The sequence below is a fragment of the Thaumasiovibrio subtropicus genome (assembly GCF_019703835.1).
Classification (GTDB): Bacteria; Pseudomonadota; Gammaproteobacteria; order Enterobacterales; family Vibrionaceae; genus Thaumasiovibrio; species Thaumasiovibrio subtropicus.
The window spans coordinates 861,642-879,028 of record NZ_AP023054.1; the positions used below are offsets into that span (position 1 = coordinate 861,642).

General features: G+C 43.9%; 16 protein-coding genes. All 16 read left to right on the forward strand.

Annotation, left to right across the window (positions count from 1 at the left end):
- Positions 1–60: 60 nt before the first annotated feature.
- The 16 genes from ligA to TSUB_RS04155 all read left to right on the forward strand — a co-directional run bounded on the left by ligA (position 61) and on the right by TSUB_RS04155 (position 17,329).
- The gene (gene ligA / locus TSUB_RS04080; RefSeq protein WP_087017037.1) at positions 61–2,070 is read left to right on the forward strand and encodes an NAD-dependent DNA ligase LigA; all 2,010 of its coding nucleotides are present in this window, start codon (positions 61–63) and stop codon (positions 2,068–2,070) included.
- 517 nt (positions 2,071–2,587) lie between these two features.
- Positions 2,588–3,661, forward strand: a complete 1,074-nt coding sequence (locus tag TSUB_RS04085) for a porin (protein WP_087017039.1) — start codon at positions 2,588–2,590, stop codon at positions 3,659–3,661.
- Positions 3,662–3,846: 185 nt separating this feature from the next.
- On the forward strand, positions 3,847–4,533 hold the full coding sequence (locus tag TSUB_RS04090) for a DUF2057 family protein (protein ID WP_087017041.1): 687 nt from the start codon (positions 3,847–3,849) through the stop codon (positions 4,531–4,533).
- A gap of 122 nt (positions 4,534–4,655) precedes the next feature.
- Positions 4,656–6,080, forward strand: coding sequence for a glutamate--tRNA ligase (gltX, locus tag TSUB_RS04095; protein WP_087017043.1), 1,425 nt, complete (start codon positions 4,656–4,658; stop codon positions 6,078–6,080).
- A 153-nt stretch (positions 6,081–6,233) separates the two neighbouring features.
- The gene (locus tag TSUB_RS04100) at positions 6,234–6,410 is read left to right on the forward strand and encodes a hypothetical protein (protein WP_192867817.1); all 177 of its coding nucleotides are present in this window, start codon (positions 6,234–6,236) and stop codon (positions 6,408–6,410) included.
- A gap of 224 nt (positions 6,411–6,634) precedes the next feature.
- Positions 6,635–7,954 (forward strand): tyrosine-type recombinase/integrase, encoded by a 1,320-nt coding sequence (locus TSUB_RS04105; protein ID WP_246616401.1) that lies wholly within the window; start codon positions 6,635–6,637, stop codon positions 7,952–7,954.
- On the forward strand, positions 7,941–8,627 hold the full coding sequence (locus TSUB_RS04110; protein WP_087017045.1) for a hypothetical protein: 687 nt from the start codon (positions 7,941–7,943) through the stop codon (positions 8,625–8,627). The genes TSUB_RS04105 and TSUB_RS04110 overlap by 14 nt, the downstream gene beginning before the upstream one ends.
- A gap of 161 nt (positions 8,628–8,788) precedes the next feature.
- Positions 8,789–9,001, forward strand: coding sequence for a helix-turn-helix domain-containing protein (locus TSUB_RS04115; protein ID WP_202819724.1), 213 nt, complete (start codon positions 8,789–8,791; stop codon positions 8,999–9,001).
- 205 nt (positions 9,002–9,206) lie between these two features.
- Positions 9,207–11,648: a VapE domain-containing protein gene (locus TSUB_RS25000; protein ID WP_246616402.1), complete on the forward strand. Its 2,442-nt coding sequence runs from the start codon at positions 9,207–9,209 to the stop codon at positions 11,646–11,648.
- Between the two features lie 745 nt (positions 11,649–12,393).
- Entirely contained in the window at positions 12,394–12,741 is a 348-nt protein-coding gene (locus TSUB_RS04125; protein ID WP_221274556.1) for a hypothetical protein, read from the forward strand.
- Positions 12,742–12,837: 96 nt separating this feature from the next.
- Positions 12,838–13,122 carry a hypothetical protein gene (locus TSUB_RS04130; protein ID WP_221274557.1) on the forward strand — a complete coding sequence of 95 codons (285 nt, stop codon included), beginning with the start codon at positions 12,838–12,840 and terminating at the stop codon, positions 13,120–13,122.
- Between the two features lie 139 nt (positions 13,123–13,261).
- Complete coding sequence (locus tag TSUB_RS04135) at positions 13,262–14,056, forward strand: AAA family ATPase (RefSeq protein WP_221274558.1); 795 nt, start codon at positions 13,262–13,264, stop codon at positions 14,054–14,056.
- Positions 14,056–14,937 carry a hypothetical protein gene (locus tag TSUB_RS04140; protein WP_221274559.1) on the forward strand — a complete coding sequence of 294 codons (882 nt, stop codon included), beginning with the start codon at positions 14,056–14,058 and terminating at the stop codon, positions 14,935–14,937. The genes TSUB_RS04135 and TSUB_RS04140 overlap by 1 nt, the downstream gene beginning before the upstream one ends.
- 454 nt (positions 14,938–15,391) lie before the next feature.
- Positions 15,392–15,904, forward strand: a complete 513-nt coding sequence (locus TSUB_RS04145; RefSeq protein WP_159064918.1) for a hypothetical protein — start codon at positions 15,392–15,394, stop codon at positions 15,902–15,904.
- The gene (locus TSUB_RS04150) at positions 15,894–16,217 is read left to right on the forward strand and encodes a hypothetical protein (RefSeq protein WP_087021606.1); all 324 of its coding nucleotides are present in this window, start codon (positions 15,894–15,896) and stop codon (positions 16,215–16,217) included. The genes TSUB_RS04145 and TSUB_RS04150 overlap by 11 nt, the downstream gene beginning before the upstream one ends.
- Before the next feature lie 191 nt (positions 16,218–16,408).
- On the forward strand, positions 16,409–17,329 hold the full coding sequence (locus tag TSUB_RS04155; RefSeq protein ID WP_087021603.1) for a competence protein CoiA family protein: 921 nt from the start codon (positions 16,409–16,411) through the stop codon (positions 17,327–17,329).
- Positions 17,330–17,387 lie beyond the last annotated feature (58 nt).

Here is a 17,387-nt window from a genome sequence, read left to right on the forward strand (position 1 = left end):
CCATTAAGCAATAACAATCAGGCTCCTTTATTGGGGCCTGCTTTATTTTAGGTAATCACTATGTCTACACCAGAACAACTACTTTCCTCACTGCGCGCGCAGCTTAACCATCATGGTTACCTTTATTACGTTGAAGATGCGCCTGAAGTCCCTGACGCTGAGTATGACCGCTTGATGCAGCAACTTCTAGCGCTAGAAGCTGAGTACCCCGAGCTGGTTACGCCAGACTCCCCGAGTCAACGAGTCGGTGGTGCGCCATTAGAGGGGTTTGAACAAGTTGCGCATGAAGTTCCGATGCTGTCATTGGACAATGCATTTGACGACGACATGCTACAAGCCTTTGAAAAGCGCCTGTTGGATCGCTTAGGCATCGCAGAGACATTGACTTACTGCTGTGAGCCTAAGCTTGATGGCATCGCGGTGAGCTTGATGTATGAAAATGGCGTATTGGTGCAGGCGGCAACTCGTGGGGATGGCTCTACGGGGGAAAATATTACCGAGAATGTACGTACGATCGGTGCGATCCCACTGCGGCTGCGCGGTGAAGGCTGGCCAGCCCGTCTTGAAGTGCGTGGTGAGATATTTATGCCCAAAGCGGGGTTTGATGCGCTAAATGAAAAGGCGTTAAAGAAGGGTGAGAAGACGTTTGCTAATCCTCGTAATGCGGCGGCAGGGAGCTTACGCCAGTTGGACTCGCGCATTACCGCAACGCGTCCATTGAGTTTCTATGCTTATTCATATGGTGTCGTTGAAGGTTATGACATGCCCGATAGCCAATATGACGCGCTTGTGCAACTTAAAGCGTGGGGCTTACCGATGGGGCCAGAAGTGAGAGCGGTGCAAGGCTTAGATGAAGTGATCGCTTATTATCAGGGGATTGGTGATAAACGTGAATCGCTCGAATACGAAATTGATGGTGTGGTGATCAAAGTCGATAGCGTTTCCCAGCAATCAACGCTAGGTTTTGTCGCGCGCGCGCCTCGTTGGGCTATCGCTTACAAATTTCCGGCTCAGGAAGAGATGACGTTACTGGAAAACGTCGAGTTCCAGGTCGGGCGCACCGGCGCGATTACCCCCGTCGCAAAACTCGACCCTGTTTTTGTCGGTGGCGTAACTGTGAGCAATGCGACTTTGCACAACGGGGATGAAATTGCCCGTTTAGGGGTGATGATTGGCGATACCGTTGTGATTCGCCGCGCAGGTGATGTGATTCCACAAGTGACATCAGTGGTACTTTCACGTCGCCCAGCTGATGCAAAAGCTATTAAGTTTCCTTCGCAATGTCCGGTTTGTGACTCCCCTGTCGAGCGCATTGAAGGTGAAGCGGTCGCCCGATGTGTCGCAGGCCTTTTCTGTCAGGCACAACGTAAAGAAGCGTTAAAACACTTTGTTTCGCGAAAAGCGTTAGATGTTGATGGCTTAGGGGAAAAGGTGATTGAGCAGCTGGTTGATAAAGAGATGGTGGAGACACCAGCCGATCTTTATAAGCTAACCGCTGGTAAGTTAACCATCCTTGAACGCATGGGGCCAAAATCGGCACAGAATGTGGTCAATGCTTTAGAGCAGTCTAAACAGACAACGTTAGCGCGCTTTATCTATTCATTGGGTATTCGTGAAGTCGGCGAAGCGACCGCACAAAATTTGGCTAATCACTTTAAGCGCCTTGAGGCAATTTGCGCTGCTGATGAAGCAGCATTACTTGAGGTGGCCGATGTTGGTCAGATTGTGGCTGCGCATCTCTTGCGGTTTTTTGCCGATAGTCACAACGCGGAAGTCGTTAAGCAGTTGCTCGATGTTGGGGTTTGTTGGCCAGACATCGAAGATGTGCCTGAGGATGCGCCACAGCCTTTAGCTGACAAAGTTGTCGTATTGACGGGTACTTTATCGAGCATGAGTCGTGGTGATGCTAAGGCTGCATTGCAAGCGCTTGGCGCTAAGGTGACAGGTAGCGTGTCGAAGAAGACAGATATTCTCGTCGCGGGTGAAGCTGCGGGCTCAAAGCTGACTAAGGCGCAAGATCTCGGGATTGAAATCTGGGATGAAGAGAAGCTTCAATCCATGCTGCGTTAATTTCTGTGGTTTTTTGTTTATGAAGAGCACCCTTGTGGTGCTTTTTTTGTGCGCATATATGGCTTTGAGGTATCTTTTCGGTGCGTATTAACATGCGGGGTAATCGTTTGCTTGCTTTGATAACGGAGCAAGCAACGACTGCGAACAAAATTAACAATATAGTGACGGCGATCTCATAAAGAAAATACGGATAACCATAACTTGTTGTTATGTATGGGGTATTTTGTGTTTCGTTAACTTTAGCAAGAGAAAGGAGATCTAGATCACTGAAGCGGGAAAACTTTGCGATGCCTCATATTTTTCACTTCGCAAATAAAGATCCTATTGATGTTTTTCGTCGCAAACGTAGTCTTAGAGCTGTCAGCGGAGGTTAAGTTCCGCAGAAATTCAGATTTTAGTCATTTTTTTATTACGGATAAGAAAGACTGAGATTTTGAGGAGATGATTTGTTACCTACGGCGGCCAACCTTTTAGGTGCAAATCATAATAACAGCGAGTTAGTTCAGGAGTTATTTCCATGGAAAAAATGTTTAAACGTTCACTGGTAGGTGCGGCAATCGCAGCAGCTTCAGTAGTAGCAGCGCCTGCAATGGCGAATGATAATGTAGAAATTTACGGTCAAGCAGCAATCTCTTACTGGGTAATCGACAGCAAAGCTGAAGGCGCTAAAACTTCTACTGATGTTGATAACGAATCTCGTATTGGTTTCCGCGGTTCTAAGCAGTTCAAAAACTTTGGCCCAAAATTCATTTGGCAAATGGAGAGCGGCAACGTAGGCGATGAAGGTAAAGACGGCCGTTTTGGTGCGCGTGATACCTTCGGTGGTTTTGAGTGGGATAATGGTGCGCGTTTCCGCTTTGGTCGCGTACTGACACCTGCATACGAGATCATTGACTGGCCTTACACTAACCCAGGTCTAGGTCCAGTATTTGACTGGAACACAGATATTATGGCGGGTGCACACCACGACCGTCATGGCGATCAGTTCCGCTTTGATTCTGCAAACTATAACGGCTTTAGCTACGACCTAGCGTTTGGTGCACATGACACCAACACGACTGATGAGTTCTTCTATGGTGCAGCGGCGCACTACACCAAAGGTATCTTTACCGGTCACCTAGGCTTCCAACTTGATAACGGTATCAAGAATGACAAGTATGATGCTGCAGGTACAACTCAAGAAACTTTATGGAAAACTGCAGATCGTCAAACTATTGTAGCAGGTGTTGAGTTCCACTTTGAGAACGGTTTCTCTGTAGTGGGTGCGTGGAAAGGCATGCAGTCTAAGTACGAAGTTGCTCCAGGTGTTGTAGTTAGCGACAATAAAGAGAGCCAAAACTCTTACTCTGTTACTGCTCAGTACGTAACAGGTGACTGGTTGTACAAACTAGGCTATGCGTACACTGACAAGCTTAAGTCTGGCGGCTCTAAAGTTGCTGAAACTGATGACCAAGCGATCACTGCGCGTATCATGTACTTCGTAGACCCATCAGCAGTAATTTACTCTGATATCCGTTCTTACGACATGAACGGTAACACCAAAGATAAAGACGCCACTCGTTGGGGTATCGGTGTAGAGTACTACTTCTAATTGTACTCAAAGATATAAACTGCCAAATTTTGAACGGGCCTAGTGCCCGTTCTTTTTATTCGCCTTTGCCGCTGCCGCTTTTTTCTATTTTTTTGATTTTTTTATTCTTTGATCCTAGTGGATTGCTCTTGGCGCAAAAGCAAGGTAAAACATCCTGTAGAGGATTTAAGTAGAAAGGAACAATCATGAAGTTAAAACAAGTTCTAGTCGCTAGCGCTATGCTTGCGCTAGGTTTTACAGCACAAGCCAGCGTGACGCTGACCTTTGATCGTGAGATTGATATTAAACTAGTCAATGGGCAGGAAGTTGATGTTGGTTTTATGGGCAATAGAGAGTTAACGTTGGATAATGGTACTTCTCAAGTTTTTTATCGAGTTTCTGCAATAGTACATGAGAGTGGTGTGAGAAAGAAGTTTAACTCTCATTGGCAAGTCGTCCTTTTTGATGCATATGATACGTCTTTAGAAATGTCGGTTCCTGTGAGACTAGATACTGTTCGTCACGGTATTAACTACAATGTTCAACCAACCATTGAATTGACAAAAAATGGTCAGGCCTTCCCGCATGAACACGACTATTTTGAAGCAGAAGGGTTTAATGTCTTCACTGATCCTGAGGATGAGCTTGCGCGTTACAATGCCACTGGTGGTGCAGCGGTTTATATTCCAAGTGGGCAGGTTGAAGAGCGCATATTGACACCTACCACCGCCGCAGTCCAAGCCGCAGCGCCTGTCGCTGTGCAAGCAAGTGCGCCAGTGACCACTTCAGCACCTGTTTCCGGTGATAACGCCATGATTCTTATCCAAGCAGACTTCCTTCGTTTGTCTGAAGTGCAAAAACGCATGTTCCTCGACTGGGCGAAACAGCAGTAAGATTAATTGCGTTGATTCTATCGCAACGAAATTGTACATCTCGTCAGCAATGGTAGAATACAGAGATTAGACATCCTAAGTGCAGCGTATCGCTGCACTTTCTTTTTGAGGCGATTCATAACATGACGGTGAAAACACGTTTTGCTCCTAGCCCGACGGGCTTCTTACACGTAGGTGGTGCACGTACTGCACTCTATTCTTGGTTATACGCGAAAGGCCAAAGTGGCGAGTTCGTATTGCGTATTGAAGACACCGACCTTGAACGTTCTACACAAGAAGCGAACGATGCCATTCTTGAAGGCATGGAGTGGTTAGGTTTGAATTGGGATGAAGGTCCGTACTATCAGACCAAGCGTTTTGATCGTTACAACCAACTTATCGATCAATTGCTTGCTGAAGACAAAGCGTATCAATGCTACTGCCCGAAAGAGATCTTGGACGAGGTGCGTGAAGAGCAGATGGCTGCAGGTGTCAAGCCGCGTTACGATGCGAATCATCCAAAAATCAAAGCTGCGAATGATGCCGCGACTGAGGCTTCGCCTTTTGTGATCCGTTTCCGCAATCCAAAAGAAGGTACGGTTGTCTTTGAAGATCAAGTGCGTGGTCGCATCGAAATTGCTAACAGTGAGCTTGATGACTTGATTATTCGCCGTACTGACGGTAGCCCAACGTACAACTTCTGTGTTGTTGTTGATGACTGGGATATGGGTATCTCTCACGTTGTTCGTGGTGAAGACCACATTAACAACACACCGCGTCAGATAAATATCTATGACGCGCTTGGTGCTCCAGTACCGACGTTTGCACACTGTGCGATGATTCTTGGTGATGACGGCGCTAAACTATCGAAGCGTCACGGCGCAGTGAGCGTGATGCAGTATCGTGATGACGGTTATCTGCCGCAAGCACTTCTGAACTACCTTGTACGTCTGGGTTGGTCTCATGGCGACCAGGAAGTCTTCTCGCAGCAAGAGATGATTGACCTCTTCAGGCTCACCTCGATTAGTAAGTCAGCCTCGGCATTCAACACCGATAAGCTTCTTTGGTTGAACAACCACTACATAAAGACTGCGGATCCTGCTTATGTGGCAGAGCACTTGCAATGGCACCTCGATCAGAAGCAGATTGATATTACTAATGGCCCAGATATTAAAGACGTGATTCAGTTGGTGGGTGAGCGTTGCAATACGTTGATTGAACTAGCAGAGCAGTCTCGCTACTTCTACGAAGATTATGAAGAGTTTGATGCGGGCGCAGCGAAGAAGCATCTTCGTCCCGTCGCGAAAGAAGCGTTGGAACTGGCTAAATGCAAAGTTGCTGCCCTAGAGAACTGGGAAACAGAAGCGCTGCATAATGTTATCAAAGAGACATGCGAAGAGCTTGAGCTTGGCATGGGCAAAGTAGGCATGCCATTGCGCGTTGCGGTAACGGGTCTTGGTCAGTCGCCTTCAGTGGATGCCGTGATGAAGCTGGTGGGTAAGGATCGTGTTGTTGCACGTATCGAAAAAGCACTAGCATTTATTGCTGCGCGAGAAGCTCAGCAGTAAGCTAGCTAGTTAACTGATACTTAAGGCCGCTTTTAAAGCGGCCTTTTTTATTCGCGTATTTTGAAATCTCCCGCTTTTGCCAAGGTCTTTTAAAGTAGGCATGCCTCTTACAACACAACATTTGTTTTCGAAAAGAAAACTAAAGAGGTAACTATGAAAACGTTAACAACATTCACCCTCGCACTGCTCTTTGCTTTTTCCGCGCCGACATTTGCTGGAGAAGGTGCATCCGCGTTAGGCCCTTGGGTAAACTGTGAGCTATCCAACGGAAAAGTCGATTATCAGCCATTGCATAGCTGCACCCAAAACGGTGGGCATGAGGTCTTATAGAAGAAGTAAGATGTGGCGTTCCCACAGGTAGTGACTCGGGCCCACATGTTATTTTCTATCCAATGAAATTTTTCTTTATTTACATTGAGTTAGCTTTTATTTGGGGTTTGGCCTAGTTATATAAATATAGCTAATCCTAGCCCCAATTTCATTCAGAACTTGGGCTTTAGCAGGGCCAATTCTGGTAAGCTGTTTAAAAAGCAGACATGAAAGGCTAACGGATTGTGAAAAATGAATTTCCCTTCACCAAAAGAGCCATCGAAAGTATAGCGCCAACTGACAAAAGGGTCAGGTACAAGGACAGTGGCTCAAATCTTTCTATTCCCGGCTTGATGCTTCGCGTTTACTCATCCGGTAAAAAGGCGTTCTACTACCGTAAGTTCTATAAAGGAAAGTACAATGAGGTTTACCTTGGTGATTTTCCTATTTTGACGGTTGAAAACGCCCGAAACCTTGCCCGTGAAGCGGCATTACAGATCGCGCAAGGCATTGACCCAAATGAGAAGCCTGAAGAAGAGGAAATACTGACATTTGATCAGCTCTTTGAGGCGTACTGCGTAGATTTTGAAGCTGATATTGCGGCAAAGAAACGCAGAGCATCTAGCCTTGATGCTTCCAAACGAAACTACCGCATTCATATACAACCATCACTAGGCAAAAGTGATGCGATGTCCTTCACCTCGGCCAAGGCTAGAAAATTCATGGCTGGACTCAAATCCAAGAATTCCTACGCCATCCATAACCATTGTCTTTCGTTACTGAAAAGTATGTTTACACGTGCTGACATCCAAAACCCTTTTAGTAACCTTAAGAAGATTGACGACAGTGGTATGGCGAGAGATCGCTATCTCAATCGTGAGGAAGTGAACAAGCTCTTTGAAGCGATTCAGTTTGAAGACCAGATTTACCAAGACGTTATCTTTGTTTTGCTTTTTACCGGACAGCGCAAGATGTGTGTGTTGTCGATGGAGTGGAGAGAAATCAATTGGGATAACCGTTCATGGACAATCCCAACCTCAAAGATGAAAGCGAAAAAGCCGCACACCTTACCACTGGTTGATGAAGTGATGGCGATCTTGGAAAGGCGTTTTCATGAGCGCAATACAGAGTCGCCGTTTGTCTTCCCCAGTGAGCGAAGTCGCTCCGGCCATATCTCGGAAAAGACCTCTAAAGGGGGTTTTTGGCGACGCGTTATTACGCGAGCGGGGCTGTATGACGAGAATGCAGATAAAAATCTAAGGGTGCATGATCTCAGGCGTACCTTGGCGAGTTGGACAGTGCAGCAAGGCGGTTCAATTCAAGTAGCAAGCGATATGCTCGGCCATGGTGATATCTCTGTGACTGATCGCGCCTATGCCCACCTCAACGTTGATCATGTTCGCGGTAGTGTAGAGCAAGCCGTAAATGCCATGTTTGGCGAGCAAACGTTACTCACGCCGCTAGAACAAGCGATGCATCGCGCTTCCGTGTTATCGAACGAAGACAAACAACGGTTATTGGAATTTATTCAAACGGAGTTGGATCAAGGCTATGCCATTGAGTGAGAGTCAAATTCAAGAGTTAACAGGATTGGGGCTATCAGAGCATGAATGCAATGACATTAGCATTATTCTGGATGTCATCCCTGAAACCCCGAACAAGCAGCAACTACAGCAGTTAAAGACTAGCTTGGAAAAGGCCGCGAAAGCAGCGCTCACCCTAGAGCACGAAGACCCAATGCTGATGCATGACATTAACGCGGGGTGTTTCATTTCGGGTGATCAGCTCGCACAGCAAGCCGCAGCGATAGGGTCAACACTCGATTATTTTGAGGCCACAGCCATGCAAACGACGGATGAGAAAGGTGGGCATCATACGAGGGTTGTAACGCCCAAAAGTAAGAACTTCCGCCGCTTTGATGCGCTCACCAAAATCTGGTGTGCCGGAGGGAGAGAAAACACCATTACCGTGACAGGGCCGTTTATCTTGTATCTGACCATTTGCTTTGAAGGTCAATACAGCGCCAAAGGCGCAGAGCGAGTGAGGAACAACTATCGCCGTTATTATCTTGGCCGAACGCTAGAGGGAGATGAGGCGAATAAAGCGGCTGAAGGTGGTGATCATATAGAGCTGACTGTGACGCTCAAAGACGGTACACAGACGGTTACAGAAGTGAATAAATTGACAGCTAAAGCCCTTTCTGAACAGGTCAAAAAATTAAAAAACAAGCGGGGATAAAAATCCGTCCCTGTGTTGAAGCCTTTGTTTATGCGGGATTGGCGGAGGTAAGTGAATGGGCAGGTGTAATTTCCGTCCCCGCGATCTAATTGCGAGATATGTTTGGCTAATCAACAATAGCTACATCGAGAATGATTCAACAACCCAAAGGAGAAAACATCATGATCCACTCTCGTACACAAGGTAAATTCGGCGACAAAATGACACGACGTGAAGCAGCAGAATATCTAGGTATCAAGGAAAACACCCTTGCTACTTGGGCTTCGACAGGGCGAAACAAATTACCCTTTATTAAGGTTGGCCATAGGGTGTTCTACCGCCTATCTGACCTTGATGCCTTCATGGAGAACAACATTCAAACTCAGACCTTTTAGGCTCATGGGTGTCCTAAAGCTCATTAACTTACAAGGTGACTATGAAATACGGCTAAAAAAAGAAAACCCCGCTACTCGAAAGCAACAGGGTTAACCCACGCTGTGATGACGAAGATTGGCGTCCGAACTCATCACAGCTACAAGGAAATAATATGATGAAAATTGAATTACCGAAAGTCCTATTTGGCTTTTGGGGAGGTGGCGCATGAATTTTCAAGACATTCGCCGCAATCTCAATGGCTGCGAACTGCCCACATTAAACGCCTTGGGCATCAATGTTCCCTCTAAACCTAAACTTGCAGCTCCCTGTCCTGCCTGTGGTGAAGGCCATGACCGTTTTACGTGGACGGTCAAAGATAAGTGGTTACACAACTGCCGTGTATGCGGTGGCGGTGATTGCTTTGATTTGATTACCAAGTGCTATGGCAACGACCCCAAGCAGGCTGCACAGGCGATTCAAAGTGTTTCCGGCAATATTGAACCTATAGGTTATCAAGGCGGGGAACACCCGCCTTCCAAAGCCGAACAAACCGACCCCGTAGACGTTACTGAACAACATCTCTCTGTGGCTAAAACCGCGTTGACATTATGGCAAGCCGCGAAAACTCAGCTTGATCCTGAGTATTTGGCTTGCCGTGATCTAAAAGGTGTTGAAGCTGAAGTGTTATCAGCGCCTTACTTTGTCGGTGGTGTTCGCTTTGAAGCAGGAGATTTATTGGTTCCACTGTTTAAAGCCCACGAACTGATGAACCTGCAACTCATCAACGGTAAAGGAGAAAAACGCTACCTTAAAGGCGGTTTAAAGCAAGGCTGTAACCAGATTCTAAGCGGCTTGAAGCCGACAAGAGTCTTTGTCTGTGAAGGGTATGCCACCGCTATCGCGGTTTGGCTTGCCTACGACAGGCAAGAGCATGTTGCAATCGGCTTTGATGCCGGAAACTTAAAGGCGATAGGCAGTGAACTTAGGGGGCTAGGATTGCCTATGACGTTTCTAGCAGATAAAGATGAAGCCGGACTAAGAGGGGCTAATGCGGCAAGCATAGAGGGTGAGGCAGTCATTGCCCCACCTTTTTCGCATGATGATGAAGGTACGGATTGGGATGACTACCGTCAGTTAGGTTATAGCATCAAAGATGCAGTGGACGAACGGTTAAAGGCGAACGAAGCCCAGCAAACACAGGTTTCCCCAGCAGCAGTTAAACCGGAAAGTAAGCCGAAGAAGCCGAACACGGATAGCGGCTTAAGCTCGGCTTCTAAGCCGAATGATTCGGTTACGTCAGAAACAGCTCAAGCCAGTAATGACGCGGCTTCAAGCGGCTTAGCGTCGGCTAGCCAAGCCAGTGATGCTGAAAATAATACGAATACTGAAGCGAGTGATAATACGGCTTCAAGCGGTTATAGCCGTTCGAAATTGTCTAAATACATGAGCTTCCCCGACCTCAACGAAAATGCGAAACCGTTAGGAACAGCAGCAAACCTAAAAGTACTTCTTGATGAACTCGGCTTTATGCCCGCACTCAATAAAATGAATCTAGAGTGTGAGCTACTGGAAGATGGCAAACCTTTGGCGGTGAGCTTCGAAGTGAAGCGAAGTTTGTTAGTCAGTGAGTGCCTAAAAGCCGGTATGCCGAAGGCGGCAATTGATGACCACCTTGTTGCCTTGTGTGAGTCAGATGAGTATCACCCTGTTGCCGCTTACTTAGAAGGCGACGAATGGGACGGCCAACAACGTGTTAGCCGCTTGATTGATGCCATGAACGCCAAAGACAGCAACTTAGCGCAAGCGGTTATGGTGAAGTGGTTGGTCGCCTGTGTCGCTGCAATCTATGAAGCGCAGTTTAGTTGCAAGATTGTTCCGGTATTGCAGGGCGGGCAATCATTTAAGAAAACGGCGTTTATCAGTCGGTTTGCCAACTTACTGTACGGGGCGTTCTTAGAAGGGGCAGAGCTAAACCCTGATAACAAGGACTCAGTGCTATCGTGCATCAAAAGCTGGGTGGTTGAACTGGGAGAGCTTGAACGTACCTCCAAGAACTCACAAGGGAGCTTAAAAGCCTTCATTACTAAGATCTTGGATACTGTCCGGCCACCTTATGCGCGAGCAGACATCAAGAAAGCACGGCAAACAACCTTTATCGCCACGGTTAACGGCTCAGAGTTTCTAAGTGATGATACGGGTTCAAGCCGCTATGCGGTGATTGAACTGTTAAGCGCGGTGGATATGGATGCGGTAAATAGCCTATTAGGTTATGAATACCGAGATGGGCGCGTGACTTTGGTCGCCCCTCAAGAGCTGAAACAGTTCTGGTTAGAGATTAAAGCCATGTATGACGACGGTGCCTCGTGGCATCTCACCGACGCAGAGCTAGAAATGATCTCTGCCATTAACAAGCGGCATAACGTGAAAACGAACTGGCAAGAGTTCTTGGAAGATAAGCTGGATATTGAAGACATGGAAGGGCGTTACCTGACGTGGATGACTTCAGCGCAAGTATGCGGCTATTTTGAGATTCAGCAAAGCTACTGCCGTCAGGTTGGCAAAGCACTCAAGGTTCTCGCCGCTGACGGCATGATTAAATCAGAGCAGCGCCGTTCTCGTGCGACGTACTATGAAATCCCTGTAATCGCTGAAAGTCATCATCCTTGAAAGCAACCACTGAGAAAGAAGCCTTCGACTTGCCCCCAATTGCGGGGCTTTTTTTAACCTCAACAACCTCATTTCCCTTAAGTTGCCAAATCTCATTCATCCATTCACCACTTTTAATAAAATCATGGGTTTAGGTGTGGTGAATGAGGTGGTGAATGAGTTGGCTCAAATACTCTTTCACCAGATGATAGGCGAAAAATGGTGAATAAGTGGTGAAAGAAAGGGATTGAAATTCGTCATTCACTCTACTTAAGTCTTTGATTATAAATAAGTGGTGAATGGGTGAATGAAAGGTAGGTACTCTAGCAGATTCGTTCTTCTCTTCCAGTGGTCATAGAAGCGGGGAGGTGGGCTTGAGTGTCTTGGTAGAAGTATGAAAGGAGTAGATATTTATCCGTATCACTTTTGTTATACGCAGAACTAGACGGTTATCCTTACTCGTACTAGTTCAGTGATTGCTAATGTATGATTTTCTGGAAGTGATTTTTTACCGCGAGTCAGTTAGGTTTTGCTAACTTGCCTTTTCCCCATAATCACTCAGAGTAAATTTTCATGTTGTAATTGTGAGTTTCCTCTGAAAAGAGTTAAACCGAGTTCACGCTATCAAATTAACAGTGTATCTCTTAGTAATCTAACGACCTTGCTTTGATGATAAGATGTCGATTTGTAATTCAGTCAGCTTTCTTTCTAGTTAGGCATCAGGTAGAGTATTGAATAAACCGTAGTAAGTTGAGCAACTTCTATAATGAAAATCTACATATCAAAAACTTTAGCTATTAATGAATATGATGGCTTCCATTTGGTCCAAGATCACATAGGAACAAACCATCCCCACCCATGGAATGATTATGGCTACTATGTGACATTTTGGCTTTATCATGTCTTAGATAGTGCAGTTACTAAAATTACTTCCATCAAACTGTTGATCAATGGTGAAATGGACACGACGGACTTTCTTTTCCCTAAGGGAGACTTGGTATCAAAGAAAATATCTAATATTACATCTTTGCTTAGTACGTTAGAAGCAGTTTCCTTAGGAGAAAGTGCTAGTTATTACCAAAAGATAAATTTCGTTCTTGAAGGAAATAAATGAAAAATTGAAACATTACTATATTCTTTGCATGATGCTAGCTACCAAATATCGAAAGAGCCGGAATACTCTAGATATGAAGGTTATCAGAATACTATTATGCGTGATGGTGAGACAGCAAAAACCCTTATAAAAAAGGGCTACCACATTGCACTGGGGACATATCAAAGAGAGCAATCATTTGAGCTTCGTTTAGATGCCCCGCTTCCTACAATTTCACCAATAACATTTAACTTTGACATATCTAAAGAAATTGCAAGAACAAATATTAATTTAATCATAGGGGAAAATGGAACAGGAAAAACACATATTTTAAAGAAAATATCTGAAGTGATGCTGGGGATTGAAGAGAATTCCAGTGATTGGCCTTTTTTCATAAACTAATCATCACGTCATACTCTCCATTTGAAAACTTTCACACTAAAGAAGAAATTTTAGATTTATTAGACAAGAAAAAAACAAACCCAGATCTAATAAATCAGACAGAAGTAGAAGAAACTTTCACATCAATAAATATGCGTACTTGGGGTTTAAAAATAACAAGAATAAATTTGATCTTAACTGGCCAAAAGAACTTAGCGTAAAATCTTTGAAGTCTATAATTAAATATGATAGAGAAGAGAATTGGTGGAAAGAGCAAACTAGGCTACACATTTTAAAAGATACGCTATCTCTAAGTATTAAATTTGATGATATTGCTGTCAAGATGAAAAGTGGGGAATTATATATAATCAAAGACAACCCTTACATAGAATTCAATCAAATAAAAAATGATATTAATGAAAAAGAGGGCTTGTTTTTTATCAAGGATGATGAGTCGATAACTCTAAGCTCTGGGCAGGAAATATTCTCTTATATGATCCCATCACTAGCTGCTGAAATTGAAGAGGAAAGTTTAGTTATAATTGATGAGCCTGAGCTCTATCTCCACCCCACTTTGGAAATCGGGTTGATCAACATGTTAAAACACCTCTTAGAAGATACCAATTCTTCAGCTATAATTGCAACTCACTCTGCGCTGATTACTCGTGAAGTTTCGGAAGATGGGGTGAAGATACTGAGAAGAAATGAGGGTTTCACTACAGTTCACCCAGCAGAAATACAAACATTTGGTGAATCACTAGAAGTGATAATTGGTGAAGCATTTGATGACTATAGTACTCATAAGCCATTCCAGTATGAGATAGACGGGTTAAAAAAATCGGGAAAAAATCTTCAGACCTTAATATCTGATTCTTCTCGCGAGTTTGGAGATGAAGCTCTTGCATATATCAATTCAAATGAAGATGAAGATGAAATTGAGATTGTGAGAAAATAATGAAATACCTAGATAATCTTAAAGTAAAAGCAACAGAGTGTAAAGATTGGTTCGATTTGGCAAAATCATCTAAAAAGAAGCGGGCTATACTTTTATATGATATTGAGAAACCTTTATTAGAAGACTACAGAAAGTACAATAGTAAAGTGAGAAGCTATAGAAGTAAGTTCTCTCAATCTAAATTAAAAGATAATTATACTGTATTGCTTGATTTTTACAATAAACCACCAAGCAATCTTGATTCTTTAATTTGTGATAGACGACATAATCATGGTTTAAACGAATGCCCATTTTGTGGCAAGCCTGTATCTCCTGGGACGTTGGACCACTTTATACCTAAAAATAGTTGGCCTGAATATTCCATTTTACAAAATAACTTGGTGCCTCAATGTAAAGAATGTGCTCCAATCAAAGGCGATGATTATCACAGCGATAATGGACATGCCATATTTCTAAATCCAATATTTAGTAAATTGCTTTCTTTTGTCGAGTTTAAGATAAAAATTGAGTTTAATGAAGAGGTAAAATCTATTAATTTCTTGCCTAAGATTGTTATTCCAAATAATCTTTCAAAGAAAGATCAAAGGAGGATATTATCACATTTTAAAGCACTTAAAATAAAGAGTAGAATAATTAAATACAGTGCCAGAACAATGAAACGTTGGGAGAATGCTTTGAAAGCATCAGACTTTGATATTTCCGCTGCACTGCAAACTCGTATTGATGAGAGATCTGATGAAGAAAGATGTAGGGATTGGAAGAGCTCTTTATACACAAGCGTATTGAAACATCATGAATACATGCAGTATCTGAATAGTCTTAAAGGTGTTAATGCAAAACCCAAAAGAAAAATAAGGAAGAAGGTTGAACTGGATATTTGATTTTAAAAACTTACTGGGGAAAGATTGCTGACGAACATCGCTCTTTAGATTATATTTTTGTATGAGAGTTAGTAGGCAGTGAAGGCGGTGTTTTTCTTCGCTAGGGTTAGATTTATATAGCTGCGATAATCACTACGGTATGTTTATAACACTAGTTTTGGATGAAGCGTTGAGTTGTTTTTGAGGCTTAAGCTAACTAAATTGCACTTATTAATAAAATGAATTCTGTTATACATTTATGATTTACGCTACCTGTTACCAATACTGACGAGAAGCGTGCTAGACATGTGGAACAGAGTAGTGCTTTCTATGTGACGCTTCTCCGGCTAGCCAGTGCAATGCTAACGAGCAATACAAAATTTTGCGCAATATCCTCAAAAACAACGTTAGAGATAAAGAAGAAAGTAAGAATCTGAATATCATAGTCGCTATCTCTTCTTGATTTAGGGTTGCGATGATGCGCAGTATTTTTCTTGGGTTACTTCTCTTGTTGGCTAGTTCTCCTTCATTGGCAGATATGGATCTAAAACTAACACCAAAGATTACTCTTACACTCTCAGAGCCAAACTCAGTTGTTCATACTATGAGTGCTTTACTTATGCGCTTTGATAAGGGCTCTATAATGCATGAGCATATTGATCCAGAGAGGGTGTTTGCCCCAACAATCAACCTTACTGGTGTGACTCCTCATTTTTTTAGTGCTCTTTTTAAGCCTGAAGTTTTGGAAACACTTCCTGATTGGATGATAGCGCTAGCAAAAGAACAGCGTGAAGCTTTCGGCATTACCTTGCCCGTCGATAACTTTTCAATTGAAGATGTACATGTTTATTACTTTTTCTCCAAATCAGAAAACACGGGTCATCTCTTCATGATTTCAAACCATTCGGTGCAAAGAATCGAAGTTACTCGCGATGAAGAGCTTTACCAGAACCTAGTTAACCAATTAAGGATGCACGATGCTAACTGAGAACGAAAAACATGAGTTAAAAGCTTTTCTTATTCAACTTTGGGGAGTGGAAGCTCAGCAATGGCCAATAAACGAAAAAATGTTTGATGTTACTTTTTTGATGCTAGAAGAATCTAAAAAATGCTCGGATCTTATGGACTTAGTACCAAGACCGATGCCAGTCGGTGCAAATCCTTCTAGCTGGTTGACGAAAGAGGTTCGAAAAGCCATCATTCGTCAACTTAAAGATGATAAACAGCATTACTTTCTTTGCGTACAAGCCCGAAAGTTGCGATGGAAGATGCGCTTTCTAGAAGCCGCGAATGGGTTTTGAGATTTAAAGTTAAATTAAGCTTATGAACCTACACTAACCTTTCTCTGATACATCACTGCTATTCATCTCAATGCCGAGATTTAAGACAATATTGCGCTAAGTCACTACGTATTGGTATGTATTTTTGTATAACCTTATAGATAGCAGTGTTTAAAAATACATTTTTCTTTGTCAGGGTATCGGTAGTTGGTATGACGCTCATTCCTTTTGCATTGCGAGAAGCAGATCAAGAACTTGTGGATGTCCATGAAGTGCCGCGAGGGCGCAAGAGTGGCTGTATTTGCCCCTCCTGTAAAACGCCACTGACAGCGAGGCAGGGTGATGTTAACGAATGGCACTTTGCTCACGCGACGAAAGCGGTAAACGACAAAACAGAGAAAGAGTGTGAGTATTCATTTCCGGTGTCTGTGCGTTTGATGCTGCATCAATTGCTGCAAGGCCAGTTGGATATCACGCTTCCTAGCTACGAAGATACGATAGAAGAACACTCGACACTCACAGGTCGCCAACTTACCCATACTTTCCCAATAACAGAGAGTAAAACCGTCACGGTAACGAACGTTCAATCTGACACCCAGTTTGAAGGCACAAGTGTGGATGCGGTGGCAAATGTTGGTGATTACACGATAGTTTTTTATTGTACTTACCAAGGGCGATCCGTTCCTTGGTCGTTGGTGCCGCCTCATCATGAAAAGTGTGGCGTGGTAGCGATTGAATTGTGTGAAACCCTCGCGCTGTTTCAAGAGAAGAAAAGCAAAGAGACAACATACAAAGATGTGTTAATCGAGTTCTTGAAAGAAGGCACCGAGTTTAAACGCTGGGTCTATCATCCGCGTTATGATAAATGCCTGAAAGCAGCGCAGTCAGCACTGCACGCTCAGGTCTCTGAGCATAATGCCGATTACCAGCTCTTGTTTTCAGGCCAAGAGGAGGTGAGTGATAACCAACGATACGCAGAGTTTGTTGATTTTCTCCATGGACCCCAACGAAAGGTGACTTCAACTAAGTGCATCTTTTACTGTGAAGAGTGTGGTGAGTGTTGGGAAGGGGATAGCCACCGCTATTGCCCAAACTGTAAAACCTATCTTTATACCAAAGTGCTTGAAGAGTGATATAACCACACAAATGCCGATTCACTTGATTTATTCTAATCCGAATAGCGATAAAGAC